Below are 22,312 nucleotides of genomic sequence, written 5' to 3'. Positions count from 1 at the left end.
GTCTATAGCGAGGGAAATGGCATCTGATAGCATCGTGCCGGCAAGTTAACACTTCCGGCCGCCGTTTACAACAAAAATGCCGCTAAAAGCTTAAGTTAGCGGCATTAGGACCTGACCCCGGATTTGCTTGTTTGCTAGTACCGCTGGCGCAGCAGCGCCAGCATCGCCACGTTCAGCTCCCACGCGTTCGAGACTTCCTTTTGCGTGTAGGGCAGCGTTTGCGTGTACGGCACCGGGCCGAATTCCGGCGTCAGCGTCACGCGCTCGGCGCCGGCCGCGCGCCGCAGGCGCACCACCTCGTCCCACCACGACAGATGCGCTTCCAGCGCGGCCTGCGATTCCGGCGCGCGGAAATCCGCCACCTGCGGCCCCTGCGGATGGCCGACGCGCGCGTGGATGTGGCGCACATGCGGCAAGGTCGCGGCCAGGGTTTGCGGCTGGTCGTCGAGCAGCGATTCGCAGGCGCAGCACCAGTGCGACAGGTCGGCCGTCAAGCGCAACCCAGGCATCCGCTCCAGATACGGCAGCAACAGCATCGGGTGCGCGCTGAAGCGGCTGCGGTGGATCTCGTGGTAAATCGGCACGCCGTGCCGGCGCGAGATGGCGTCGGCCAGTTCCAGCAGTTCGCCGTTTTGCCCCGGCGTGAAGTAGTCCTTGCCGGTCTGCGAGTTCACATGCAGCGGCCGGGCGGCGCAGGCGTTGTCGAGCAACTCGCCCAGCGCCGCGCGGTGCGCCTCGAAGCCCGGCACCAGCGCCGTCTCCCACTGCGACGCGATCAGTCCCAGCCCGGCGGCGGCGATGCGCCCGGTCCAGTCGTCGCGCGCGGCGGCGTCCAGCGGCAGCGACATTTCGATGCCGTCGAAACCTGCCGCCTTGACGCGGTCGACAAACACCTGCGGCGCCAGTTCGTTGTTGCCCCAGTGGGCGGCGAAGATTTGTACGATCAAAGGAAGCCCCGCACCGGGAAGCTGGCGTCGCGCTGGATCCAGTTCAGCGGCGAGTATTCGGTGGCGGCGTCGGTGACGTGCAGCGTGTAGGCATGGCGCGAGAAGGCCGAGCGGTTCGGCGCGCTGTAGTGCGGCAGCAGGCCGTGGAAGCATACCAGGCTGCCGGCCTTGCATTCGAGCGGCACGGCGGTGCTGTCGTCCGGCCACGGCATGTCGCTCAGTTTTTCCATGCGCACGTCGTCGCCGGTGCGCAGGAAGCGTTCACGCATCGGGCCGCGATGGCCTCCCGGCTCGGCCCACATGCAGCCGTTTTCCAGGGTCGCGTCTTCCAGCGCGAACCAGAACGTGGTCACGCTCACGGGATCGGTGTCGAAGTAGGTGGCGTCCTGGTGCCAGCGCACCTCGCCGCCGATGCCGGGCTGCTTGAAGATGTACATCGACTGCCACACCTGGGCGTCGTTCAGGCCCAGGTCGCGGGCGACGGCGACCAGGCGGGCGTCGGCCGAAAAGGTGCGGAACACCGGATCGAGATCGTGCATCGCGTGGCCGATCTTGTTGATCGACAGCGACTTGTCCTGTTTCAGCTCGCCGTCGGGGCCGAACGCTTCCTCTTCGAAGAAGCAGCGTATGGTGTTGTCGGAGCGCAGGAAGTAGTCGTCGGTGGTTTTTTCCTGTTCGACGGTGCTGAAGATGCCGGCGCCCTTCGGATCGAATTCGTTGACAATCTGCGCGGCACGCGCGCGCAGCGCTGCGATCTCGGCGGCGCTTTTGAAGTCCGGCAGCACGATGTAGCCATCGCGTTGATATTGTTGTTTTTGCGCGTCTGTCAGCATGCCCGGCTCCGGAACGATAGTAAGAATCAGTCATTGTACGGCGCTGCGGGTGGCCGAACAATGCGCAAAAGGTTGACACATTGTCGTCAACATGGAGACAATCGGGCATGGATCAGTTACGCGCAATGGAGATATTCGTCGAGGTGGCACGGCTGCGCAGCTTCAGCGAGGCCGGCCGCCGGCTGGGCCTGACGCGGGCGATGGTCAGCAAGCATATCCTGCAGCTGGAGGACCGGCTGCAGGCGCGCCTGCTGCACCGCTCGACGCGGGAGGTGAGCCTGACCGACGCCGGCCAGGCCTATCTTGCGCCGTGCATGGCGACGGTGGAGCAGGCGAGGGAAGCGGCGCGCGTGGTCGCCCACAGCGGCGCGGAGCTGGCCGGGCCGCTGCGGATACAGGCGCCGTCCAGCTTCGGCAGCGAGTGGCTCGCCGCAGCGGTGGCGCGTTTCAACCTGCTGCATCCGCAACTGTCGCCGATGCTGTACCTGGACGACGCGCTGCTCGATCCGATCGAGCATGGCTTCGATCTGACGATACGGGTGGGCGGCATCCCGGACGTGCACGCGCTGGCCATGCGCCCGCTGGCGCCGTGCCGGGGCGTGTTGTGCGCGGCGCCGGATTATCTGGCGCGGCATGGCGTGCCGCAAACGCCCGAGGATTTGCACGACCATCGCTGCCTGCACTTCAGCCATCTGACCGACGGCACGGCGTGGCACTTCAGCAAAGGGGGGGAACGCCGCACGGTGAGGGTGGAAGCCGCGTTCACGGCGAATAATGGACTGGTGCTGCAGCAGGCGGCGCTGCAGGGACTGGGCATCGTCTACAACACCACCTTCCTGGCCTGGCGCGCGCTGAAGGAGGGGAGTTTGGTGCCGGTGCTGGCCGACTGGGAGCTGCCGCTTAACTATCTGAGCGCGCTGTATCCGGCCAGCCGCCAGCCGTCTCCCAAGGTGCGGGCGATGATCGATTTCCTGGTGGCGGAGTATCAGCCGGTGCCGCCGTGGGACAGCAAGTTGGCTTTGACGGACCACGAATCCACGTAGGGCGGATTAGCGAAGCGTAATCGGCCAATGCGTGCGTTTCGGCGGCTCATAGATGGCGGATTACGGCGTGCCGCCTAATCCGCCCTACGTGTTTCAGATGATTTTTTAAGCCACCTCAACCTGCCACGCGCCGTCGCGGTACACCCGCTCGTCGTCCAGATACACCGCCTCGGTCACCGCGAACACGTCGACGTGATAGCGCGCCTCCTTGCGCTTGAACTGCGGCTTGGCATACACGCCGTGCTTGGCGCCCAGCGACAGGTGGATGCCGCACATGCGCTCGAAGGTGCCGATGTCGTCGACCATGCAGTCGCGCGAAAACGCGCGGTTCATGCCGAACCCCAGCTCTCGCAGCCACACCTCGCCCTCGTGCGCGCGGATGATGGCGAGCATGTTGTCGAATTCCGGCGTGGCGTTTTCGGCACCGACCACGCGGCCTTTTTCAACGATCAAGGTCACCGGCGTGGCCGGCTTGTTGACCAGGAAGGCGGTGTCGCCGAAGACGAAGATGCGCACCCGCCCGTTGACCGCCTCCAGGTCGCGCGCCTCGGTGAACACCTCGCCCAGCGGGAACTGGCCGCCGACGTTGTTCATCCCGCTGTAGTCGCCGATATTGAGCTTGGCCGATTCGAACGGCGAGCCGAACACCAGCCGCGCGCCGTCGCCGCTGTCGACCACGCCGCATTGCGCGCGGTCGATGCGGGCCTTGAGCGCGTGGCCGACGCCGCGATAGTAGGCCGGGTCGTAGGCCAGCGCATCGATGTAGTGCAGTCCTTGCCCACCCGGCATGCGCGACAGGTGCACGTGCTCGATCACCTTCAGGCCGCGCTTGAACAGTTCGATGCGGATGCGGAAGGCCTCGAGCCGGAAGCTGGTCGACTGGATCAGCACCACCAGGTCGCCCGCCGCCATGCCGGCGAAGGCGGCCAGCACGTCGTCCGGCGTGACGGTGTCGAAGTCGACGAAGCGCGCGTCCGGCACCACGCGCCGGTAGGCCTCGGTCAGCGCCCGATTGAGGTCGGTGCGGGTGTCGTGGACGATCAGCGCGGCGCGCGGCGCGGCGTGTTCGATGGCCAGCGCCAGCGTGTCGCGCACGTTGCGCTCGGCCGTGTCGACCGCGTGTTCGGGAATGTCGCCGAAGCGGGAGGTAGTCATTGAGGAAACAGGGTCTGCCGTGGGGAAGGCGCCATTATAAGGGCTTTCATATGGGCATTCGCGCCGCCGCCACGCTCCGGCGCATTCTCCTTGTAATGCCCGGGGTAGCGATATAGAATCAGGAATATAGCCTAGCAGCAACTCCTTGGCATAACAACAGGATGCATGATGACGGTAATAATGGGACAGGATTTGCCGCTGGAGCGCCCGGACGCGAACGGACGCGCCGCGTTGTTCGTGCCGACGGCCAGCATCAAGGAAGACGTGCTGGAGACGGTGCGCAAGGGTTCGGCGATTGTCGGTTTCGGCAACCATGACCGGACGTTAACCATCTATTACGAGAGCAACCGTTTCAACGAACCGAACCTGGTCAAATGGGAGCAGAAGGCGCGCAAGGCTTTCGAGCGCCTGGCCGACAATTTGCCGACGGTGTCCAAGATGGTCAGCAAGCCGGAGAACTTCGAGCAGGTCGGCTACATCAGCAGCAAGGGCATCCTGATCCGGCGCATGGAAAAGTTGTTGAACTGGCTGGAGACGTCGGAGGCGGGCGACACCGCCCCCACGTCGGAAAACATCGTCTTCACGCCGCCGCCCCCTCCCAAGAAAATCGGTTGATCCGCTGGTCTTCCTGTCATGATGTGCCGTGCGCTGCATCGGCAGCGGATGTTGTATGTTAATGACAATAAGTAATTCTTCAGGGAGACTACGATGGCTACTAATACAAGCACGACCCTTCGCGGCGCCGGCGCCTTGCTGCTGGCAATGGCGGCGCTACTGGGCGGTTGCCAGAAGGACGATCCGAGCGAGGCCGGTCCGGCCGAGCGCGCGGGCCGCAAGGTCGACCAGGCCGCGGCCAAGGCTGGCAGCGAGCTGAGCCAAGTGCGCGAGAACGCCGGCCAGCAAATGAGCGAGGCCGCCAGGGACACCAGCCAGAAGCTCGACCGGGCCGCCGAGACCGCCGGGGAAAAACTGGACCGGGCCACCGAGACGGCGGGGCAGAAGATCGACAGCGCCGCGACGACGGCCGGGCATAAGCTCAACGAGGTCAGCGAGGCGGCCGGCCGCAAGCTGGAGCGGGCCGGCGAAAAGATGCAGGAAAAGGCGCAGGAGCGCGAAGCCGGCGGCACGCCGGCGAAGTAACGGCTGTACGTTCAGGCGGCGGCCGGCGTCTGCGCCGTCGCCGCGTCCCCCGACACCACGCTCAAATCGACGAAACCGTCGCGCCACGCGCGTTCCAGATCCTGTTCGATCGCTTCCATCGACGTGTGCTCGAGGTTGGCGAAGCCGCGCACCCCGTACGCGCGGTTGCGTCCGTGCGCCTTGGCCAGGTACAGCGCCATGTCGACCAGGTTGACGGCGCGCTCCCACGGCAGCGGCGTGCCGCCCGGCGTCAGCGGGAACGGCGAGAACCCGACCGACACGTTCACCGAAATCTCATGTCCCTGATAGCGGATGGTCTGCGACGAGATCCCCGTTAGTATCCGCCGCGCGATATCGTCCAGGCCGTGGCGCGGGCTGGCCGGCAGGAAGGCCAGGAACTCCTCGCCGCCCCAGCGCACGATCATGTCGGTCTCGCGCAGCGCGATGCGCAGGTTCTCGGCGATCATCTTGAGCACCGCGTCGCCGGCGGCGTGGCCGTAGGTGTCGTTGACGTTCTTGAAGTGGTCGACGTCGAGCAGGAACAGCGCGCCGACGATGTCGTTGCGGTGCTCGGCGCGTTTTTCCATTTCCGGCGGCAGCTTCTCGTGCGGCTTCAGGCCGCGCATATACTCCTGGAAGTGGCGCCGGTTGTACAGCGACGTCAGCGGATCGAGCGTCGACTGCGCCTTGAGCTCGAGGTTTTTCTCCTCCAGCTGGGCGTTGGCGTTGCGCACTTTGCGGTACAACATGCCGATCATCACCGACGCCAGTCCGAACACCAGCGCCAGCAGCCACCAGATGCGCTGCTGCAGGCGGCGGTTGTCGATCTCCGCGCCCTTGAGCTGGTTCTCCCGGCTGAGCAGTTCGATCTGGCGCTGCTTCTTCTCGGTCTCGTATTTTTCCTGCAGCTCCAGCACGGCTTTCTGGCGCTGCTTCTCGAACAGCTCGTTCGACAGTTCCCGTTCGCGGTGGTAGGCCGACAACGCGCCGGCCAGGTCGCCCGAGCGTTCCAGCACCTCGCCGTACTCGCGCAGCACCTGTTGCAGATAGGGCTTGTTGTTCTCGCGCTCATAGCGCGCCATGCCGGCCTCGTACTGCGCCTTGCCTTCGGCGATGCGGCCCATGGCCAGATAGGCCTGCGCCAGGTTGATGCGCGCCACGGCGGTGCTCGATTCGTCGTTGGTGCGCTGCGTCAGGCGCAAGGCCTCCAGCGCGTACTGGGCGGCGCGCGGGTAGTCCCGTTCCTTCAGATAGCTGTCGGACAGGTTGACCAGGGTGGAGCCGACCATCCGTTCGGCGCCCAGCCTGCGCACCAGCTCCAGCGTGCGCAGCAGCGCCGCCAGCGCGCGCTTGGGTTGTCCCGAGTCGATCGCCAGGCCATATTCGGTGGTCTTGGCCATTGCCATGCGGCCCGGCGAGTTGAGTTTTTCGGTCTCGGCCAGCAGCTCCACCAGGCTGGCGGAGGCCTTGTCGAATTCCTTCATCTGGGTGTAGAGCGTGGTCAGCGCGTTGAGCGCGGCGGCCGGCATCGCCGGATCGTCCTTGACGGTGCGCGACAGGTCCAGCGCCTGCTGCAGCTTGACCAGCGCCTGCGGGAAGTTGCCCTGTTCGGCGTAGCACTGGCCGGCGGTGATGGTCGCCTGGGTGCGCAGCGCGGCGTTGTCGGTGCTCATGGCCAGTTTCTCGGCCTCGAAGGCGAGGGCGTGCGCGGCGTCGACGTCGGCCTTGGCCGACAGCACGTAGACCTTGTTGAGCATGCCCTTGGCGACGATGACGTTGTCTTTCAGGCCCTTGCCGTAGGCGATGACCTGTTCGGCGCCGGCCATCGCCTCGGCGTTCTCGCCCATGCGCATGCGCGAGGCGCTGATCTGGACCAGCAGTTCGGCGCGGGTGTACGGGGATTTGTCGGCGGCCTCCGGCTGCAGGGTCAGCAACTCGGCCAGCGCCTTGTCGGGGACGAAGCGGCTTTGCTCGCGGATGTCGAACAGGCGGCTGTTGAGGGTGGCCTCGTCCATCTGGGCGAAGGCGGGCGCAAGGCACAGCGTGAGGGCCGCCGCCAGGGCGCCAGTACGTGCCTGGATCGGCGCCTGGATCAACCACCAGCTATTTCTCATCCCCGCCAACGCCAAGCCCCCTGAAAGCGCTCCGCCGCTGCGGAGTCGTACGGGTAATTATATTCTTGTTGCAACTACGAAAGCCTGTGGTGCGCGTATTTTTCCTTGAAAAGCGCACACCCGTGCGGGTATGCGTTTCAATGTTGACAAATGAAGCCGGCCGATGGGAATTACGCGGCCAGCTGCTGCAACAGGTACAGCCGCTGATACAGCCCGCCGTCGATCTGCATCAACTGCTCGTGCGGCCCGGTCTCGGCGATGCGGCCGTGATTGAGCACGATGATGCGGTCGGCGTCGCGGATCGTCGACAGCCGGTGCGCGATGGCGATCACCGTCACCTTGCCGCGCAATTCGTCCATCGCCACCTGCACGATTTGCTCCGTTTGCGAGTCGATGTGCGAGGTCGCCTCGTCGAGCAGCAGGATGCGCGGCCGCCCGGCCAGCGCGCGGGCGATCGCGATCAGCTGCTTCTGGCCGACCGACAGGCGCGAGCCGCCTTCGCCCAGCGGGGTGTCGTAGCCCTGGTCGAGCGCCGTGATGAAATCGTGCGCGTGCGCCGCGCGCGCCGCCGTTTCGATCTGCGCCTGCGTCAGGCCGCGGCCCATGTCGATGTTCTCGCGCGCGGAGGCGGCCAGCAGGAACGGGTCCTGCGGCACCAGCCCGACCTCGGCGCGGAAGCGCTCGTTGTCGATCTCGTCGAGCGGCACGCCGTGGATGGCGATGCTGCCGTGGCGCGCCGGATAGAAGCGCAGCAGTAGCGACAGCAGGGTCGACTTGCCGCTGCCGGTGTGGCCGACGATGCCGAAGAACGAGCCTTGCGGGATCTGCAGCGACAGGTCGTGCAGCACCGTCTGGCCTTCGTTGTAGGCGAAGTTCAGGTGGCTGATCGACACCGCGGGGGTGTTGCCGTCGTCGCGGCGGCCGGCGCCGCCGTGGTTGCCGTTGCCGGGCGCCGCCGCATGCTCGTTGGCGGCCGCCTCGTCCAGCAGGGTCGCCACGCGGGCGCTGGCCACCACCGCCTGCTGCAGTTGGCTGAACTGCATGGTGATCTGGATCAGCGGCTCGATCACGCGCGCCAGGTAGCTGATGAAGGCGTACAGCACGCCGACCTCGGTGGCGGTCATCTCGCGGTTGCCGAACATGAAGATCACCGCCGCCAGCAGGATGATGTTGAACAGGTCGAGCGCGGGACGCAGCAGCCAGGCGTTGGCGCGCAGCTCGGCCAGGCGCGCCGTGTAGTGGTCGTGGTTGGTGGCGGCGAAGCGGGCGCCGAAGCGGGCCTCGGCGTTGTTCGCCTGCAGCACGCTCATGCCGCCGATCGATTCGGCCATCTGGCCGTTGATGTCGCTGCGCAGCGCGCGGGCGCGGGTGACGGCCGGCGCGCTCCAGCGCTGGTACAGCCAGACGATCACCAGCACCGCCGGCAGCAGCGCCAGCACCATCGACATCAGGCGCCAGTCCAGCCACGCCATCGCGGCGATGGTGCCGACCAGGACGATCGTGCTGTCGAGCATGACGAACAGCACCTGGATGTACAGGTTCTTGACCGCCTCGGTGTCGTTGGTCACGCGCGAGACCAGCTGGCCGGTGATGGCGCGGTCGAAGAACGACATCGGCAGCAGCAGCACGTGGCCGTAGACCATCTGCCGCAGCCGCATCACCGAGCGCATCGCCAGGCCGGACAGGCGCACCAGTTGCAGGTAGCGCAGGCCGCTGGCGATCCAGCCGGTCAGCAGCAGGCCGGCCAGCAGCGCCGCCATGCGCGGCCAGTCCAGGTGGCGCGGCAGCAGGTGTTCGTCGATCAGCGCCTTGCCCATGATCGGGCCGAGCACCTCCAGCAGCGCCGCCAGCATCAGCCACATCACGGCCCAGCCCAGGTGGTGCTGGTCGGGGCGGGCGGCGCGGTGCAGCAGCGCGAACGCCTGGCGCGTCTGGCCGCCGGTTTTTTCTTCGGTATTAGAGGGCATCGAGACTGGCTTCCAATTGTTGATAGCGCCACTGGCTGGCATACCAGCCGTCCTGCTCCAGCAGTTGTTCGTGGCTGCCGGTTTCGCTGATGCGGCCATCGCGCAGCACGACGATCAGATCGGCGTTGACGACGGCGCTCAGGCGGTGGCTGGCGATGACGGCGCTGCGCCCCGGGCGCGCCTGGCGCAGCTCCTCCAGGTGCTCGAGGATGCGCGTCTCGGTGCCGGTGTCGACCGCCGACAGCGCGTCGTCGAGCAGCAGCAGGTCGTTATCGGCCAGCAGCGCGCGGGCGATGGCGACGCGCTGGCGCTGGCCGCCGGACAGGGTGATGCCTTTTTCGCCGACCTCGGTCTCATACCCGTCCGGGAAGTTGAGGATGTCGTCGTGGATGGCGGCCAGGTTGGCGGCGTGTTCGACCTGCGCGCGGGTGGCGCCGGGGCGGGCCAGCGCGATGTTGTCGGCGATCGACGACGAGAACAGGAACGACTCCTGCGGCACCCAGCTGATCGCCGCGCGCAGCGCGTGCAGCCGGTACTGGTCGAGCGGGTGGCCGCTCCAGCGCACGCTGCCCGATTGCGGCGTGAGCTGGCGCATCAGCACGCGCAGCAGGGTCGATTTGCCGCTGCCGGTGGGGCCGACCAGGCCCAGCGTCTGGCCCGGCTTGAGATCGAGCGTGATGCCGCCGAGGGCCGGCGCCGATTGTTCCGGGTAGGCGTAGCCGACGCCGGCCAGCGCCAGCGGGCCGGGTTCGACCTTGGTCAGGCTGCCGTGGTCGTCGATGGCCAGCGGCGCGTCGAGCATCGGTTGCAGGCGCGCCCAGGCGGCGCGACCGCGCTCGATCAGCGACAGCACCCAGCCGGCCGCGAACATTGGCCAGATCAGCTGGCCCAGGTACATGGTGAAGGCGGTCAGCGAGCCGATGGTCAGCTGGTCGTGCCACACCAGATAGCCCCCGAGGCCGATGGTCAGGCCGCTGGCGGCGGTCAAGGTCAGGCCGACGGCCGGTTCGTAGGCCGCTTCCCACACCTGCGCGCGCAGGCTGGCGTCGGACGCGTGCCGCGCCAGTTCGCCGAACTGCCGGGCGCTGCGCTGTTCGAGGCCGAGCGCGCGCAAGGTGCGCACGCCGGACAAGGTTTCCTGCACATGGTCGTTCAAGTCGCTGAAGCGCTTGAGCGAATCGGTCGAGGCGGTGTGGATGTGGCCGGAGATGTACCAGAACGCCCATCCCATCAGCGGGAACGGCAGCAGGGCGACGCAGGCCAGGCGCCAGTCGACGCCGAGCAGCATCACGCCCAGCACCAGCACCAGGGTCAGGGCGCCGTCGAAGCCGGCCAGCATGGCCTCGCCGGCGGCCATCTCGATGGCGTCGATATCGTTGGTGGCCAGCGCCATCAGGTCGCCGGTGCGCTGGCGCTGGTAGAAGCCGGCGCCCTGCAGCGACATGCGCGCGTACAGGCGGGTGCGCAGCGACACGCCCAGTTTATAGGCGGCGCCGTACAGGATCTGGCGCCAGGCCACGCGCAGGAAGTAGATCGCCAGGCCGATCAGCAGCAGGCCGCCGATTTCCATCAGCAGGGCGTTGCCGGACAGGGTGTGGGCGGCCAGGCCGTCGATCATGGAGCCGACCTTGCGCGGCACCCAGACGGTGAGCGTCGCCACGCCGGCCAGCATCAGGCCGGAAACGGCATAGGCGCGGCTGTGCTGGCGTACAAAGCCGCCAATCAGCGCTGAGAGTGTAGACATGTTGCCTCGGAATAGCGTGGGGCCGGCGGAACGTTGCCGGCGCGTAGTCCGTTAGGATACAGCAAGGCAAAGAAAAGCGGGCCGGAGCCCGCTGGTTTGATGTTTGTGGGTACTGCGGGACTGGCCGGTTATTTCTTGCCTTTGCCGCCGCTGATCATGTCGAGCGGCTTGCCCGGCGCCGGTTTGGCTTTCGGCGCCACTTCCTTCAGCTTGGGCGGCTTGGCCTCCGGCGCCAGCGCGATCGGCTTTTGCGCCGGCGCGGGGAAGGACGACTTGACCGGGTCGGGCTTGACCTCCGCCTTGACTTCGACCGCAGCGGGCGGCTCGATCGGGGCGGCGGCCGGTTTCGGCTTGACCGGGGCCTTGGCCGCCTTCTGTGGCGGCGCGGCGACCGGTTCGTTGGCCGAGGCGGTCGACGCCTCCGCGATCACGGGCGCGTTGTCCGGCGTGGCGACTGCGGCCGAGACGGCGGCGGCCAGGGTCGGCGGTGGCGCGGCCGGCCCCGGAGCGGGGGCGACCTCGACGACCGGGGCGACCGGCTGGGCCGCCTTGGCCACGGCGGCCAGCGGCACCGCCTTGGCCAGTTCCTGCGCCTGCTCCTGCGCCTGTTTAATGCCGCTCTGCGCGCTTTGCAGCAGCTCGGTCTGTGCGGCGGTGGCGATGTTGTACAGCTGGCGGCCGTAGGCCAGCAGATTGTCGAAGCCGCTCGGCTGCGCCGCGTTCAGGCTGAATAGTTCCTGGGCATCCTTGGCCTCCAGCAGCTTTCTGGCGGTGGCCGACGATTTCTCGACGGAGGCCTTGGTCGTGTTGAGATTGAGCGCGATGACTTTTTCGGCGCTGTCGACGGCCGTGCTGGCGAAGGTGTTGAAAATCTTAAACTGTGCTTCCAATTGCGATTTCGTGACGGCGGAAAACTGTTCGGTAAGCGAAGACATGGTTTCTCCTGGGACGACGGTGGAATGTCTGTTGCGATGCAATATAAGAACATTCTAGCGACGAACAACAGCCTTGGAAAGTTATTTTTTGTACCATTGAGGAAAGAGTGCCACGAGGAAAAATGCGGAGTGGACACTATCTCACCGAAGTTTGATCCAGCGCAAAATGTCGGCGCCGTAAAGGTCTTGATTGCTGCGACGCAACAAGTGGTGTATTCGGGTGAAAGTGACTACAATCGGCTTACTGAAAAACAACGCCGGGAGCGTCCCCATGGATGTGGTCATCCGCAATGCCAATCTGGCCGACGGCCGGCAAGGCGTCGATATCGCCATTGAAGACGGGCGCATCGCCGCGATCGGTCCCGCGCTGCCGGTCGCGGCCGGGCGCGAGATCGACGCCGCCGGCGATCTGGTCAGTGCACCCTTCGTCGACGCCCACTTCCACATGGACGCCACGCTCAGCTACGGCCTGCCGAGGGTCAACGCCTCCGGCACTTTGCTTGAGGGCATAGCGCTGTGGGGCGAGTTGAAGCCGGACCTGACGCAGCAGGCGCTGATCGAGCGCGCGTTGCAGTATTGCGACTGGGCCGTGGCGCGCGGGCTGCTGGCGATCCGCTCGCACGTCGACGTCTGCGACGATCGCCTGCTGGCGGTCGAGGCGCTGCTGGAGGTCAAGCGGCTGGTGGCGCCGTATCTGGATTTGCAGCTGGTGGCGTTCCCGCAGGACGGCGTGCTGCGCAGTCCGACGGCGCTGGCCAATCTGAAGCGCGCCATCGCCCTGGGCGTCGACGTGGTGGGCGGCATCCCGCACTTCGAGCGCACCATGGCCGACGGCGCCGAATCGGTGCGCATCCTGTGCGAGTTCGCCGCCGAAAAAGGCTTGCGTGTTGATATGCACTGCGACGAATCGGACGACCCGCATTCGCGCCACATCGAAACCCTGGCCTACGAAAGCAACCGGCTCGGCCTGCACGGCCGGGTGACCGGTTCGCACCTGACGTCGATGCACTCGATGGACAATTATTACGTCAGCAAGCTGCTGCCGCTGATACGCGAGGGCGGCGTGGCGGCCATCGCCAACCCGCTGATCAACATCACCCTGCAGGGCCGCCACGACAGCTATCCGAAGCGGCGCGGCATGACACGCGTGCCGGAGATGCTGGCGGCCGGCATCGACGTCGCCTTCGGCCACGATTGCGTGATGGACCCGTGGTACAGCCTGGGCTCGGGCGACATGCTGGAGGTGGCGCAGATGGGCCTGCATGTGGCGCAGATGACGGGGCAGGACGCGATGCGCGCCTGCTTCGAGGCGGTGACGACGACGCCGGCGCGCATCCTCGGGCTGGAGCGGTACGGCATCGCGGTCGGCAATCACGCCGACCTGGTGTTGCTGGACGCGGCCGACCCGGTCGAGGCGATCCGGCTGCGCGCGGCGCGGCGCCTGGTGATGCGGCGCGGCGAGGTGATCGCCGAGTCGCCGCGCGCGCACGCGCGCCTCAATTTGCCGGGGAGGGCCGACAGCGTCAATTTCCGCTTGAACCGGTAGCGGCTGGACTTGCCGGCGGAAATCCATGACAATTGAATACGATTTTTACGGAACAATTATTCACCATTGCCGTCCCCTGGAGCCCACTTGAAAGAAATCGCCATCCGCGCCGCCACGGAAGCCGACTTCGGCGCCATGTGGGATATTTTCCAGCAACTCATCGCCAGCGGCGACACCTATTACTTCGCCGCCGACACCAGCCGCGACGACTGCCACGCCTACTGGTTCGGCCCCGGCGTGCAATCGTATGTCGCGCTGCTCAACGGCGAGCGCCTGGTCGGCATGTACCGCCTGATCGCCAACCAGCGTGACCGTGGCGCCCACGTCGCCAACGCCTCGTTCATGGTCAGCCCGGCGGCGCAGGGCGTCGGCGTCGGCAAGCTGCTCGGCGGCGACTGCCTGGACCGCGCCCGCGCCCAGGGCTACCTGGCGATGCAGTTCAACTACGTGGTCAGCTCCAATGTCGCCGCCGTGCTGCTGTGGAAAAAACTCGGCTTCTCCATCATCGGCACCTTGCCGCGCGCCTACTACCACCAGTATCTGGGCTACGTCGACGTCTACGTCATGTACCAGTTGCTGGACGACCCCTCCCACTGGCCCGACGCCTGAGCTCATGAACATACTGGACACCGAACGCCTGCGCCTGCGCACCATCGAAGTCGACGACGCCGCGTTTTATTACGAGCTGGTCAACGACCCGACCTGGCTGGAATTCATCGGCGACAAGGGCATCCGCAGCCTCGACGACGCCCGCGCCGCCATCATCGACGGTCCGCGCGCGATGCAACAGCGCTGCGGCCATTCGCTGTATGTGATGGAGCGCAAGAGCGACGGCCGGGCGCTCGGGCTGTGCGGCCTGATCCAGCGCGACACGCTGCCCGAAGCCGATATCGGCTACGCCATCCGCCCCGAATTCTTCGGCCAGGGCTACACCCACGAGGCGGCGGTCGCCGTGCTGGCCCACGCGCGCGACCGGCTGGGCATGAAGCGCGTGCTGGGCTTGACGGATCCGGGCAACGCCAATTCGATCAGCCTGCTGCACAAGCTGGGGTTGACGTTTGTCGAGACCAGGCCGCTGCCGCCCAATGATCGTCCTACCAATATTTACTGCATCGAGTTTCCCGCCCGGTCGATCTGATCTGTTGCAATGGAGCGAATCCGCCCGATTTCTAGCGTGCCGGACTTGGCATCCTTGCGCGGCAAGCGCATGATGAAAGTCAATTCTTGCCACTGGAAAAACTATGAAACTCGGCGATCTGAAGATAGGCGTTCGACTGGGACTGCTGGGCGCGTTCTTCTTCGTCGCGCTGGCGATCGTCGCCACCGGCGGCTGGCGCGCGCTCGATAACAGCACGACCCACAGCGCGCGCGCCTTGCAGCGCTCGCTTGCGCTGAGCCAGGCCATCGACACCGCGCGCGGCGCCCAGGTCGAGTTCAAGATCCAGGTGCAGGAATGGAAGAACATCCTGGTACGCGGCAACGATCCGGCGCTGCTGGAGCGCTACACCAAGGCCTTCGTCCAAGCCGGCGAGGCCACCCGCGCCGCGCTGCAAAAATTGGACGGGCAACTCGACGCGCTCAAGCTGGGCACGCCGCTGGTCGACGACGCCATCAAGACGCAAACCGAGCTCGGCGCTCGCTATCTCGAGGCGCTCAAGCAATACGACTCCGCCAATCCGGAGAGCGCCAAGGTGGTCGACAACCTGGTCAAGGGCATGGACCGCGAGCCGACCAGGAAGATCGACGATATCGTCGCCTACATCGGCAAGGAATCGCACCGCCTGATGCGGCAGATGGAAGAGGAAAGCCGGGCGGCGCACGCCGAGGCCATGCTGGTCATGGGCCTCACCCTGGCGGTGACGCTGGTGGTCGGCTGCGTGACGGTGTTCTGGCTGATCAAGAGCATCACCGTGCCGCTGCACGCCGCCGTGGGCGTGGCGCAAACGGTCGCCGGCGGCGACCTGCGCAGCGAGGTGCGGGTCGACAGCAAGGATGAGATCGGCGAGTTGCTGGGCGCGCTCAGGACCATGCAGACCAATCTGAGCGGCATCGTCGGCAAGGTGCGCGCCGGCACCGAAACCATCCACGGCGCGACGGTGGAGATCGCCGCCGGCAACCTCGACCTGTCGGGCCGCACCGAGCAACAGGCCAGCTCGCTCGAGGAGACGGCGGCGGCGATGGTGGAACTGACCACCACCGTCCAGCAGAACAACGCCAACGCCAACGAGGCCAGCAAGCTGGCCGACGTCGCCTCGCGGGTGGCGGTGCGCGGCGGCGACGCGGTCGAGCAGATGGTGCGGACGATGGGCTCGATCAACGAGTCCTCGCGCAAGATCGTCGACATCATCGGCGTGATCGACGGCATCGCTTTCCAGACCAATATCCTGGCCTTGAACGCGGCGGTCGAGGCGGCGCGCGCGGGCGAGCAGGGGCGCGGTTTCGCGGTGGTCGCGTCCGAGGTGCGCAACCTGGCGCAGCGCTCGGCGTCGGCCGCCAAGGAAATCAAGGAGTTGATCGGCGACTCGGTCAGCCGCGTCGAGGCCGGCAGCCAGCTGGCCGGGCAGGCCGGCGAGACCATGGGCGAGGTGGTCAGCAGCGTGCAGCGGGTGACGGCCATCATCGGCGAGATTTCGGTGGCCAGCGGCGAGCAGCGCGAAGGCATCGAGCAGGTCAGCATCGCCATCAGCCAGATGGACAGCGTGACGCAGCAGAACGCCGCGCTGGTGGAAGAGGCCGCCGCTGCGGCCGACGCGCTGACGCAGCAGGCGGCCAGCCTGTCGGAGGCGGTCAGCATCTTCAAGCTGGAGGAGCACGGCCAGACCGCGCGGTTGGCGCCTCCGAAACGGCGTCCGTTATTGCCGGCTTGAGCGCCATCTGAAGCGGGTTTGACGCCCGTCAAGCGCGCCGTCGAACACCCATTGCTGACGGGCAGTATCCACTGTGATTCCTTCTTCATCGCTGTACCAGAAGAAGAGGGATCCGATGGAGTTCCTGTGGCCGGCATTGATAGGCATCACACCGTGTCTGTTGGCGCTTTGGTATGGCGAAACGCGCGCGCGCGTGCTGCGGCGCCGCTGCGAGCACTTGCGGAGCGCGCTCGGGTGCTGGTGCAGTTCTCGCAGCGGCTGCGCCAGTGCGTGCGCGAGGTCGACACCTGGCGCGGCAGGGCGGCGGCGAGTTCATCCTGTTGTTGACGGAGTTGCGCGGCGCCGACGACGCGCGCCGGGTGGCCGAGAAGATCATCGCCGCCATCGGCACGCCGTTCACCGTCCACGGCGAGCCGCTGCGGGTGGCCGCCAGCGTCGGCGTGGCGGTCTATGGGCTGCGACGAGGCGTTCGGCTTCTGTCTCAGCCCCGCCGTGCCGCCCGGCGAGGTGGAGACTTTGCTGGCCAACCGCGACCGGCTCATCGAACTGATTACTTCTTAGCGGCGAAGAACCAGGTCAACGGCAGGTGTACGCGCGCCGCCCACGATTTTTCGTTGTGGACGCCGTCGGGCGACTCGTAGAAATACAAATCCTCATCGAGCTTGTAGCCTTGCGCCAGCATGGCGTCGCGCATTTTCAGCGTGTGCTCGATGCCGTCCTTCCTGGAACCGGCGTCGATGTAGAACTTGACCGGCTGCCGCGCCGGCACGTTTTTCATGAACGCGCCATCATTCCACCAGAACGAGCCCGATACGCCGCCGGCCTTGGAGAAGATCTCCGGATGCCGTTGGGCGATGTACACCGAGGCCAGGCCGCCCAGCGAAGAACCCATGATGGCCGTGTGCTCGCGGCCGGGCAGGGTGCGCAGGTTGGCGTCGGCCCAGGGTTTGACCGTATCGACGATGAAGGCCATGTAGGCGTCGATTTTTCCGCCGCCGTGCTTTGGGTCGCAGCATGGCGTGTACTCGTCCATGCGGTCCTTGGTGTTGTCGATGCCGACCACGATGGCCGGCTCGATGGCGCCGCCGGCGATCAGGCGGTCCATCGTGGTACTGATGTCCCACGCGACGCCGAAGGCGGCGGTTTTGGCGTCGAACAGGTTTTGGCCGTCGTGCATGTAGAGCACCGGATAGCGGCGCTGCGGGTTGTTTTCGTAACCAGGCGGCAGGTAGATGCGCAGATTGCGACTGTTGCCAAGCTGCGGCGACGCGAAATTTTCGACGATGCGGATGGTGCCGGCCGGCGCCGGGGCGTTGGATGCGTCGGCGTCGGCAGCTGGCGCGACCGGCATCACGCGCACGCCGTGGATGTCGAACTTGTTCGACGGTCCCTTCACGCCACCGGCATCGCTGTAGGTGGTGTTACTTTTCAGGTAGGTCATGTTGTAGTGGTCTTCCAGTTCCAGGCGGTAGTTACCGGCTTTGAGCGCGGCGCGGATCGGCGTCGAATACGAGGGGCCGGCCTGCTCCGGCGAGTGCGGCAGCTGTACCACGCCGCCGGCCACGATCTTGCCGCTATCGTCCTTCAACGAAAGCCATTTTACGCCGCCGCTGATGCCCAGGTTGATCTGGTGTGCGGTGTTGCGGTACCTGATCTGCAGCGCGTAGCTGCCGTCGCGCGCCACCTTGATGTCGCGCACCGCGAATTTGTCGGCCGGCGCGCCCCAGCCGGCGATGCGCCCGCCGGTGGCGGCGATGCTGGACTGAATGCGTGCGTCGCCGGCATCGATTTCGATGCCTGTTTCGAGACAGACCGGCGCGCTGTGGTGGCTGCGGTTGCCCGAACCGGTGTACATCGCCTCCACCGCGTAGCACAGGTTGCCGCCGGCGCCCTTGCCGAGTCGCGGCGCGCGGCGGTCGGCCCACTTGTTCGCCGTGATGCGTTGCGTCGCCAGTTCGCCGTTGCGGTAGATGTTGTAGACCACGCCCTTGCTGGCACCCGGATGCGCGATGTGCAGCGTGGGCAAGCCGTAGGCGCCGCGTTCCAGCTTGACGATGCGCGGCTCGGATGGCGCGTACACCGACGGATCTTCGGCCAGCGGTCTGGCGCCGACGTCGCGCTTCTCCTGCCGTCCTGGCAGCAGCCCGCCCAGCTGGATGTCGATCTGGTTGTCGTCGGCCAGCGCAGACCAATCCAGCGATTGGGTGGCGGCCTTGCCGTTCACCGTCACGCGGTCGACCGCGTAGTAGCCCTGAGACCCTTCTTTGCCTGATGGCGCGGCGGCGGGCAGCAGCAGACGTACGCGCATGCGTTTTCCGCGCACCGTCAGGTTGTTCAGCGTCGCCACGTCGGTGCCGGCGAAGGCTTCGCGGCGCAGCTTGGCCGTGACGAAAGGCCGCAGCGCGATGCCGCTGTCCGTCGTTCGCACGCCGAATACCTCGCCCACCACCATGCCCAGATAGGCGCCCACGGACCACAACTGCCGGCGCGAGTTGACCACCGGTCCGCTCAGGTCCTGCTTGCCGTCCACCTCGCGCTTATCCTCCAGCATCGGTTGGCCGGAGATCCATTCCAGGTTCTCCATGTTGGACAGGTTCAGGGCCGCGCCGCGCATCAGCGTGTCGTAGGCCGCGTCGGCCACCGCCACGTTGCCGTGCATCGTCGCCGCTTTCAGGCCATACGCGGTCACGAAAGGCCACATGGCGCGGTTGTGATAGACGGCCGTGCCGGTCTGCTGCGGATAAATCACCGGCGCGCCGAGCGGACCATGTGGATAGCGCGCCAGGATGCTTTGCGCCTGCCGTTCGTCGGCGATGCCGGTGACGATGGCCAGCGACTGTCCCAGCCAGTCGTACTTGTACAGCGGCGCGCCATCGAAGTGGCCGGCGGTCAGGCTGCTGTACATGCCGGTGTCGGCCTGCCAGAAGCGCTGGTTGATGGCGCGCTTCAGATCCGCCGCCCAGGCGGAGTATTTGTCGGCCAGCGCCTTGTCGCCCTGTTCCACCGCCAGTTGCGAGGCCAATGTCAGCGCCTTGTAATGGCCGGCGTTGGTCGACAGCGCCTTCGACGTCGCCATGCCGGCCAGGTCGCCCGGTATCCAGGCCGCATAGCTTTGCTCGCGCCAGTCGAGGAAGGATTCCTCTCCGTTGTACAGCCCATCGGCGCGGTCGTAGACGGCGATCCTGTCGTTTTCCAGCGTATTGGCCAGCGCCTTCAGCGCGGTGGCGGCGAACGCGCGGCGCTCCTCAGGCGCCAGCGCCTTGAGCGCCTCGTCGGCGCCGAAGGCCCAGCTGATACGGTCGGTGCTGACCGGCCAGCTGCCGCCGCTGCCGGTGTCCTGGATGATCTGCAGGCCGTCCGCATCGCCGGCGACGTGCGCGCCCGGCTTGACGCCATTGCGGTAGCCGGACAGCTTGAACAGCAGCGAGTTGCGCACGCGTTGCGGGTCCAGCATGCCCAGGCCCAGCGAGGCGGCGTAGGACAGGTCGCGGGTCCACACGTAGTGCCACAACTCGCCGGTCTCGAAGCACTCGCAGGGGATGGCGTTGCCGCCGTTGTAGCTGCCGTCGCGGATCTCGCTGACGGAGTCCTGCTTCATCTCCACGCCGGCCAGCGCGAACAGCGCGTCGAAGGCCAGGCTGCCGCTGCGCACCGTCGGCAAAGCCGCCGATTCCTGGTAGCCCACTTGCTGCTTGCCGCCTTCGCGCACGCGCATCGTGGTCGCCTGCGTGTAGCTGCGCAGCGTTGCACCGGCATCCGGCGTCGCATAGCGGACGGTCTCCTGTTTGCCGTCCCAGGTCGGATAGCTGGCGGTGGCTGTCGTCGCGGCCGATGCCAGCGAAGCGAGGGACATGGCGGCGCACAGCGCGGTCAGGCGAAAACTCATTGTTCAATCTCCAGTATCAGCGCGGAACGCGCCGGCAGTTTTATTTCGCCGTCCAGCGCCACGCGCCGGCCGGTCAGGACATCGACACCGGCGCGCGCGGCGCCCAGCATCTCGTGGAAGCGCGCCGTCTTCAGCACCGTTTCGGTCTGGTTCTTGTTGAGGGCGACCATCACCTTTTTCGACGCATCGTAGCGGAAGTAGACATAGGTGTTTTGCTCCGGCCCGAAGTGCATGGTCCTGCCGTGATGGATGACGGCCGCGCCCTTGCGCCAGTTGAGCAGTTTCTTCACATAGGCTTGCGCGGCCGCCTGTTGCACGCTCAAGCCGGCGCCGGTGAAGGCGTTGACGGTGTCGCCGCTCCAGCCGCCGGGGAAGTCCTGGCGGTACGACGGATCGTCGCGTCCCTTGGTGGTGCTGGTCATCAGGATCTCGGTCCCGGTGTAGAACTGCGGGATGCGCGGCGCCGTCGCCACGAAGGCCATCGCCATGCGGAACAGGCCCTCGTCGGCATGCAGTTCGCTGTAGATGCGCGACATATCGTGGTTGCCTTCGAAGAGCACCAGATTGCCCGGATTCGGATACACGTGGTCGAGCGACAGCGCCTCGTACAGGTTGGTCAGGCCGCGCTCATCGTCATCGGGGGCGGCCAGCGAGCGTCGCAGCGCATCGGTCAGCGGGAAGTCCATCATGCTCGGCATGTGCGAGACATAGCCGTCGAAATTCTGTTTGCCTTGCTGCCAGTGCGCGACCACCGGCGCCAGGGTGCTCCATTCCTCGCCGACCAGGTTCAGTCGCGGATACTCGGCCATCAGGCTGCCGGACCAGCGGCTCAGGAAGGCCGTGTCGGAGTAGCCGTAGGTGTCCACGCGCAGGCCGGCCAGGCCGGCGTACTCGATCCACCAGATGTTGTTCTGGATAAGATAGGTCGCGACAAAGGGATTGGCCTGGTTCAGGTCCGGCATGCCCTGTGCGAACCAGCCGGCGGTGAAGTTGCGTTTGTCCTCCGCGGACGCGTACGGGTCCTGGACCGCCGTGCGGTGGTGCGCGGTCGGCACGAACTTGCCTTGGTAGGTCAGCCAGTCCGGCGTGGGCATGTCTTGCAGCCACCAGTGCTTGCCGCCGATGTGGTTGAGCACAACGTCCTGGATCACGCCCAGTCCCTTGGCGCGCGCCCGCGCCACCAGGTCGCGGTATTCGGCGTTGCTGCCGTAACGTGGATCGATGCGATAGTGGTTGGTGGTGGCGTAGCCGTGGTAAGAGTAGGCCGGCATGTCCGATTCCAGCAGCGGCGTCGGCCAGATGACGGTGTAGCCCATGTCCGCCACGTAGTCCAGATGATCGGCGATGCCCTTGATGTCGCCACCGTGCCGTCCGGAGCGCTCGGCACGGTTGAGTTTGTCGGGCATGGAGGCGATGCTGTCGTTGGCCGGATCGCCGTTGGCGAAGCGGTCCGGCATTACCTGGTAAATCGCGTCGCCGCTGTTGAAACCGATGCGCCGCGCCGAGTTCTTGTCGCGGGCGAGCAGTTCATAGGGATAGCGGATGATCTGGCCGCCGCGCCGGAAGATCAGGTCAAGCTTGCCGGGCGCGGCGTCCGGCGCGATGTCCACGTCAATGAACAGATAGTTTCTATTGGCCACGCGCGACACCGAGGCGATCCGTACGCCGGGGTAGCTCAGCGTCGGCTCGAGGTCGGCGATCTTCGGACCATGCACCATCAGTTGCAACTTGCCGTTATGCATGCCGGTCCACCACAGTGGCGGCTCCATGTGTTCGATGCGGTAGTCGGTCGCGTAGGCGAACGTCGGCAGCAAGGTGCCGAGCAGCACGCACGCCATCATGGTTTTCTTCATACGGTCTCCTTTGACGACCTTTAAGTAGTCGTACTACACGGTCGTTTTCGTCTTTTTGATTGTGGATTATTCCTAGTTGGGCCGGAGAATACTCCGAATGCCCGCTGTCATCAAACCATCGGCGACAGCGAAATTTACTCGAAATACAAAAATCTTGTGGTTTTTCAGCGGCGCAGATGGATCACGCGCATTTTTACAGTCCCCCAACCCGTCGGGCAGGTTGCAACTCAGCAGTAAACTGACATTTGCTTTCAAAAATACGTCGTTTTTTCGGAAAATATG

Annotated in this window: 17 protein-coding genes; 8 read left to right on the top strand and 9 right to left on the bottom strand. The window is 66.0% G+C overall.

Translation table 11 applies throughout. The features are described from left to right. Positions 1-134: 134 nt before the first annotated feature. A complete protein-coding gene (locus MRBLMU1_RS15745) occupies positions 135-947 on the bottom strand; it encodes a sugar phosphate isomerase/epimerase family protein (RefSeq protein ID WP_363502963.1) in 813 nt (270 codons plus the stop codon). Next, positions 944-1,780 (bottom strand): phytanoyl-CoA dioxygenase family protein, encoded by an 837-nt coding sequence (locus MRBLMU1_RS15740; protein WP_363502961.1) that lies wholly within the window; start codon positions 1,778-1,780, stop codon positions 944-946. Before MRBLMU1_RS15740 ends, MRBLMU1_RS15745 begins: the two co-directional genes overlap by 4 nt. Before the next feature lie 107 nt (positions 1,781-1,887). On the opposite strand from MRBLMU1_RS15740, the gene MRBLMU1_RS15735 reads away from it, so the two are divergent. Further along, on the top strand, positions 1,888-2,823 hold the full coding sequence (locus MRBLMU1_RS15735; RefSeq protein WP_363502959.1) for a LysR family transcriptional regulator: 936 nt from the start codon (positions 1,888-1,890) through the stop codon (positions 2,821-2,823). 105 nt (positions 2,824-2,928) lie between these two features. Here the strand turns inward: MRBLMU1_RS15735 and MRBLMU1_RS15730 are convergent, their stop codons facing one another. After that, entirely contained in the window at positions 2,929-3,978 is a 1,050-nt protein-coding gene (locus MRBLMU1_RS15730; RefSeq protein WP_363502957.1) for a hypothetical protein, read from the bottom strand. Between the two features lie 168 nt (positions 3,979-4,146). Between MRBLMU1_RS15730 and MRBLMU1_RS15725 the strand changes: the two genes are divergently transcribed. After that, complete coding sequence (locus MRBLMU1_RS15725) at positions 4,147-4,593, top strand: hypothetical protein (protein ID WP_315214302.1); 447 nt, start codon at positions 4,147-4,149, stop codon at positions 4,591-4,593. 93 nt (positions 4,594-4,686) lie between these two features. Next, positions 4,687-5,118 carry an apolipophorin gene (locus MRBLMU1_RS15720; RefSeq protein WP_363502955.1) on the top strand — a complete coding sequence of 144 codons (432 nt, stop codon included), beginning with the start codon at positions 4,687-4,689 and terminating at the stop codon, positions 5,116-5,118. Positions 5,119-5,129: 11 nt separating this feature from the next. Here the strand turns inward: MRBLMU1_RS15720 and MRBLMU1_RS15715 are convergent, their stop codons facing one another. From MRBLMU1_RS15715 to phaP, 4 genes are all read right to left on the bottom strand, one after another. Next, the gene (locus tag MRBLMU1_RS15715) at positions 5,130-7,232 is read right to left on the bottom strand and encodes a tetratricopeptide repeat-containing diguanylate cyclase (protein WP_363502953.1); all 2,103 of its coding nucleotides are present in this window, start codon (positions 7,230-7,232) and stop codon (positions 5,130-5,132) included. A 170-nt stretch (positions 7,233-7,402) separates the two neighbouring features. Further along, positions 7,403-9,199 carry an ABC transporter ATP-binding protein gene (locus tag MRBLMU1_RS15710; protein WP_363502951.1) on the bottom strand — a complete coding sequence of 599 codons (1,797 nt, stop codon included), beginning with the start codon at positions 9,197-9,199 and terminating at the stop codon, positions 7,403-7,405. Then, the gene (locus MRBLMU1_RS15705) at positions 9,189-10,943 is read right to left on the bottom strand and encodes an ABC transporter transmembrane domain-containing protein (RefSeq protein ID WP_363502949.1); all 1,755 of its coding nucleotides are present in this window, start codon (positions 10,941-10,943) and stop codon (positions 9,189-9,191) included. The genes MRBLMU1_RS15710 and MRBLMU1_RS15705 overlap by 11 nt, the downstream gene beginning before the upstream one ends. Positions 10,944-11,071: 128 nt before the next feature. Continuing rightward, on the bottom strand, positions 11,072-11,878 hold the full coding sequence (gene phaP / locus MRBLMU1_RS15700; RefSeq protein WP_363502947.1) for a phasin family protein: 807 nt from the start codon (positions 11,876-11,878) through the stop codon (positions 11,072-11,074). Positions 11,879-12,149: 271 nt separating this feature from the next. On the opposite strand from phaP, the gene MRBLMU1_RS15695 reads away from it, so the two are divergent. The 5 genes from MRBLMU1_RS15695 (at position 12,150) to MRBLMU1_RS15675 (ending at position 16,932) form a co-directional block, all read left to right on the top strand. Beyond that, entirely contained in the window at positions 12,150-13,424 is a 1,275-nt protein-coding gene (locus MRBLMU1_RS15695) for an amidohydrolase family protein (RefSeq protein WP_363502945.1), read from the top strand. An 87-nt stretch (positions 13,425-13,511) separates the two neighbouring features. Then, entirely contained in the window at positions 13,512-14,033 is a 522-nt protein-coding gene (locus MRBLMU1_RS15690) for a GNAT family N-acetyltransferase (protein WP_363502943.1), read from the top strand. Positions 14,034-14,037: 4 nt separating this feature from the next. Next, on the top strand, positions 14,038-14,562 hold the full coding sequence (locus tag MRBLMU1_RS15685; RefSeq protein WP_363502941.1) for a GNAT family N-acetyltransferase: 525 nt from the start codon (positions 14,038-14,040) through the stop codon (positions 14,560-14,562). A gap of 103 nt (positions 14,563-14,665) precedes the next feature. Then, a complete protein-coding gene (locus MRBLMU1_RS15680; protein ID WP_363502939.1) occupies positions 14,666-16,291 on the top strand; it encodes a methyl-accepting chemotaxis protein in 1,626 nt (541 codons plus the stop codon). Between the two features lie 173 nt (positions 16,292-16,464). Further along, positions 16,465-16,932: a diguanylate cyclase domain-containing protein gene (locus tag MRBLMU1_RS15675; RefSeq protein WP_363502937.1), complete on the top strand. Its 468-nt coding sequence runs from the start codon at positions 16,465-16,467 to the stop codon at positions 16,930-16,932. Here MRBLMU1_RS15675 and MRBLMU1_RS15670 read toward each other — a convergent pair. Together MRBLMU1_RS15670 and MRBLMU1_RS15665 are read right to left on the bottom strand one after the other, a co-directional pair. Then, a complete protein-coding gene (locus MRBLMU1_RS15670; protein ID WP_363502935.1) occupies positions 16,842-20,177 on the bottom strand; it encodes an alpha/beta hydrolase-fold protein in 3,336 nt (1,111 codons plus the stop codon). The two genes, MRBLMU1_RS15675 and MRBLMU1_RS15670, sit on opposite strands and share 91 nt — an antisense overlap. Continuing rightward, on the bottom strand, positions 20,174-22,030 hold the full coding sequence (locus MRBLMU1_RS15665) for a glycoside hydrolase family 13 protein (protein WP_363502934.1): 1,857 nt from the start codon (positions 22,028-22,030) through the stop codon (positions 20,174-20,176). The genes MRBLMU1_RS15670 and MRBLMU1_RS15665 overlap by 4 nt, the downstream gene beginning before the upstream one ends. Between the last annotated feature and the right edge of the window lie 282 nt (positions 22,031-22,312).

Origin of the sequence: Burkholderia sp. LMU1-1-1.1 (assembly GCF_040675865.1) — a bacterium.
Taxonomy (GTDB): Bacteria; Pseudomonadota; Gammaproteobacteria; order Burkholderiales; family Burkholderiaceae_D; genus Rugamonas.
The sequence above is the reverse complement of the archived record's forward strand: the minus strand, read 5'-3'. Positions and strand labels throughout refer to the sequence as shown.

Bases quoted from the DNA above. Each gene is read 5' to 3' on its own strand.
- MRBLMU1_RS15740 (WP_363502961.1), bottom strand. From the start codon at position 1,780: ATGCTGACAGACGCGCAAAAACAACAATATCAACGCGATGGCTACATC.
- MRBLMU1_RS15735 (WP_363502959.1), top strand. From the start codon at position 1,888: ATGGATCAGTTACGCGCAATGGAGATATTCGTCGAGGTGGCACGGCTG.
- MRBLMU1_RS15730 (WP_363502957.1), bottom strand. From the start codon at position 3,978: ATGACTACCTCCCGCTTCGGCGACATTCCCGAACACGCGGTCGACACG.
- MRBLMU1_RS15725 (WP_315214302.1), top strand. From the start codon at position 4,147: ATGACGGTAATAATGGGACAGGATTTGCCGCTGGAGCGCCCGGACGCG.
- MRBLMU1_RS15720 (WP_363502955.1), top strand. From the start codon at position 4,687: ATGGCTACTAATACAAGCACGACCCTTCGCGGCGCCGGCGCCTTGCTG.
- MRBLMU1_RS15715 (WP_363502953.1), bottom strand. From the start codon at position 7,232: ATGAGAAATAGCTGGTGGTTGATCCAGGCGCCGATCCAGGCACGTACT.
- MRBLMU1_RS15710 (WP_363502951.1), bottom strand. From the start codon at position 9,199: ATGCCCTCTAATACCGAAGAAAAAACCGGCGGCCAGACGCGCCAGGCG.
- MRBLMU1_RS15705 (WP_363502949.1), bottom strand. From the start codon at position 10,943: ATGTCTACACTCTCAGCGCTGATTGGCGGCTTTGTACGCCAGCACAGC.
- phaP (WP_363502947.1), bottom strand. From the start codon at position 11,878: ATGTCTTCGCTTACCGAACAGTTTTCCGCCGTCACGAAATCGCAATTG.
- MRBLMU1_RS15695 (WP_363502945.1), top strand. From the start codon at position 12,150: ATGGATGTGGTCATCCGCAATGCCAATCTGGCCGACGGCCGGCAAGGC.
- MRBLMU1_RS15685 (WP_363502941.1), top strand. From the start codon at position 14,038: ATGAACATACTGGACACCGAACGCCTGCGCCTGCGCACCATCGAAGTC.
- MRBLMU1_RS15680 (WP_363502939.1), top strand. From the start codon at position 14,666: ATGAAACTCGGCGATCTGAAGATAGGCGTTCGACTGGGACTGCTGGGC.
- MRBLMU1_RS15675 (WP_363502937.1), top strand. From the start codon at position 16,465: ATGGCGAAACGCGCGCGCGCGTGCTGCGGCGCCGCTGCGAGCACTTGC.
- MRBLMU1_RS15670 (WP_363502935.1), bottom strand. From the start codon at position 20,177: ATGAGTTTTCGCCTGACCGCGCTGTGCGCCGCCATGTCCCTCGCTTCG.
- MRBLMU1_RS15665 (WP_363502934.1), bottom strand. From the start codon at position 22,030: ATGAAGAAAACCATGATGGCGTGCGTGCTGCTCGGCACCTTGCTGCCG.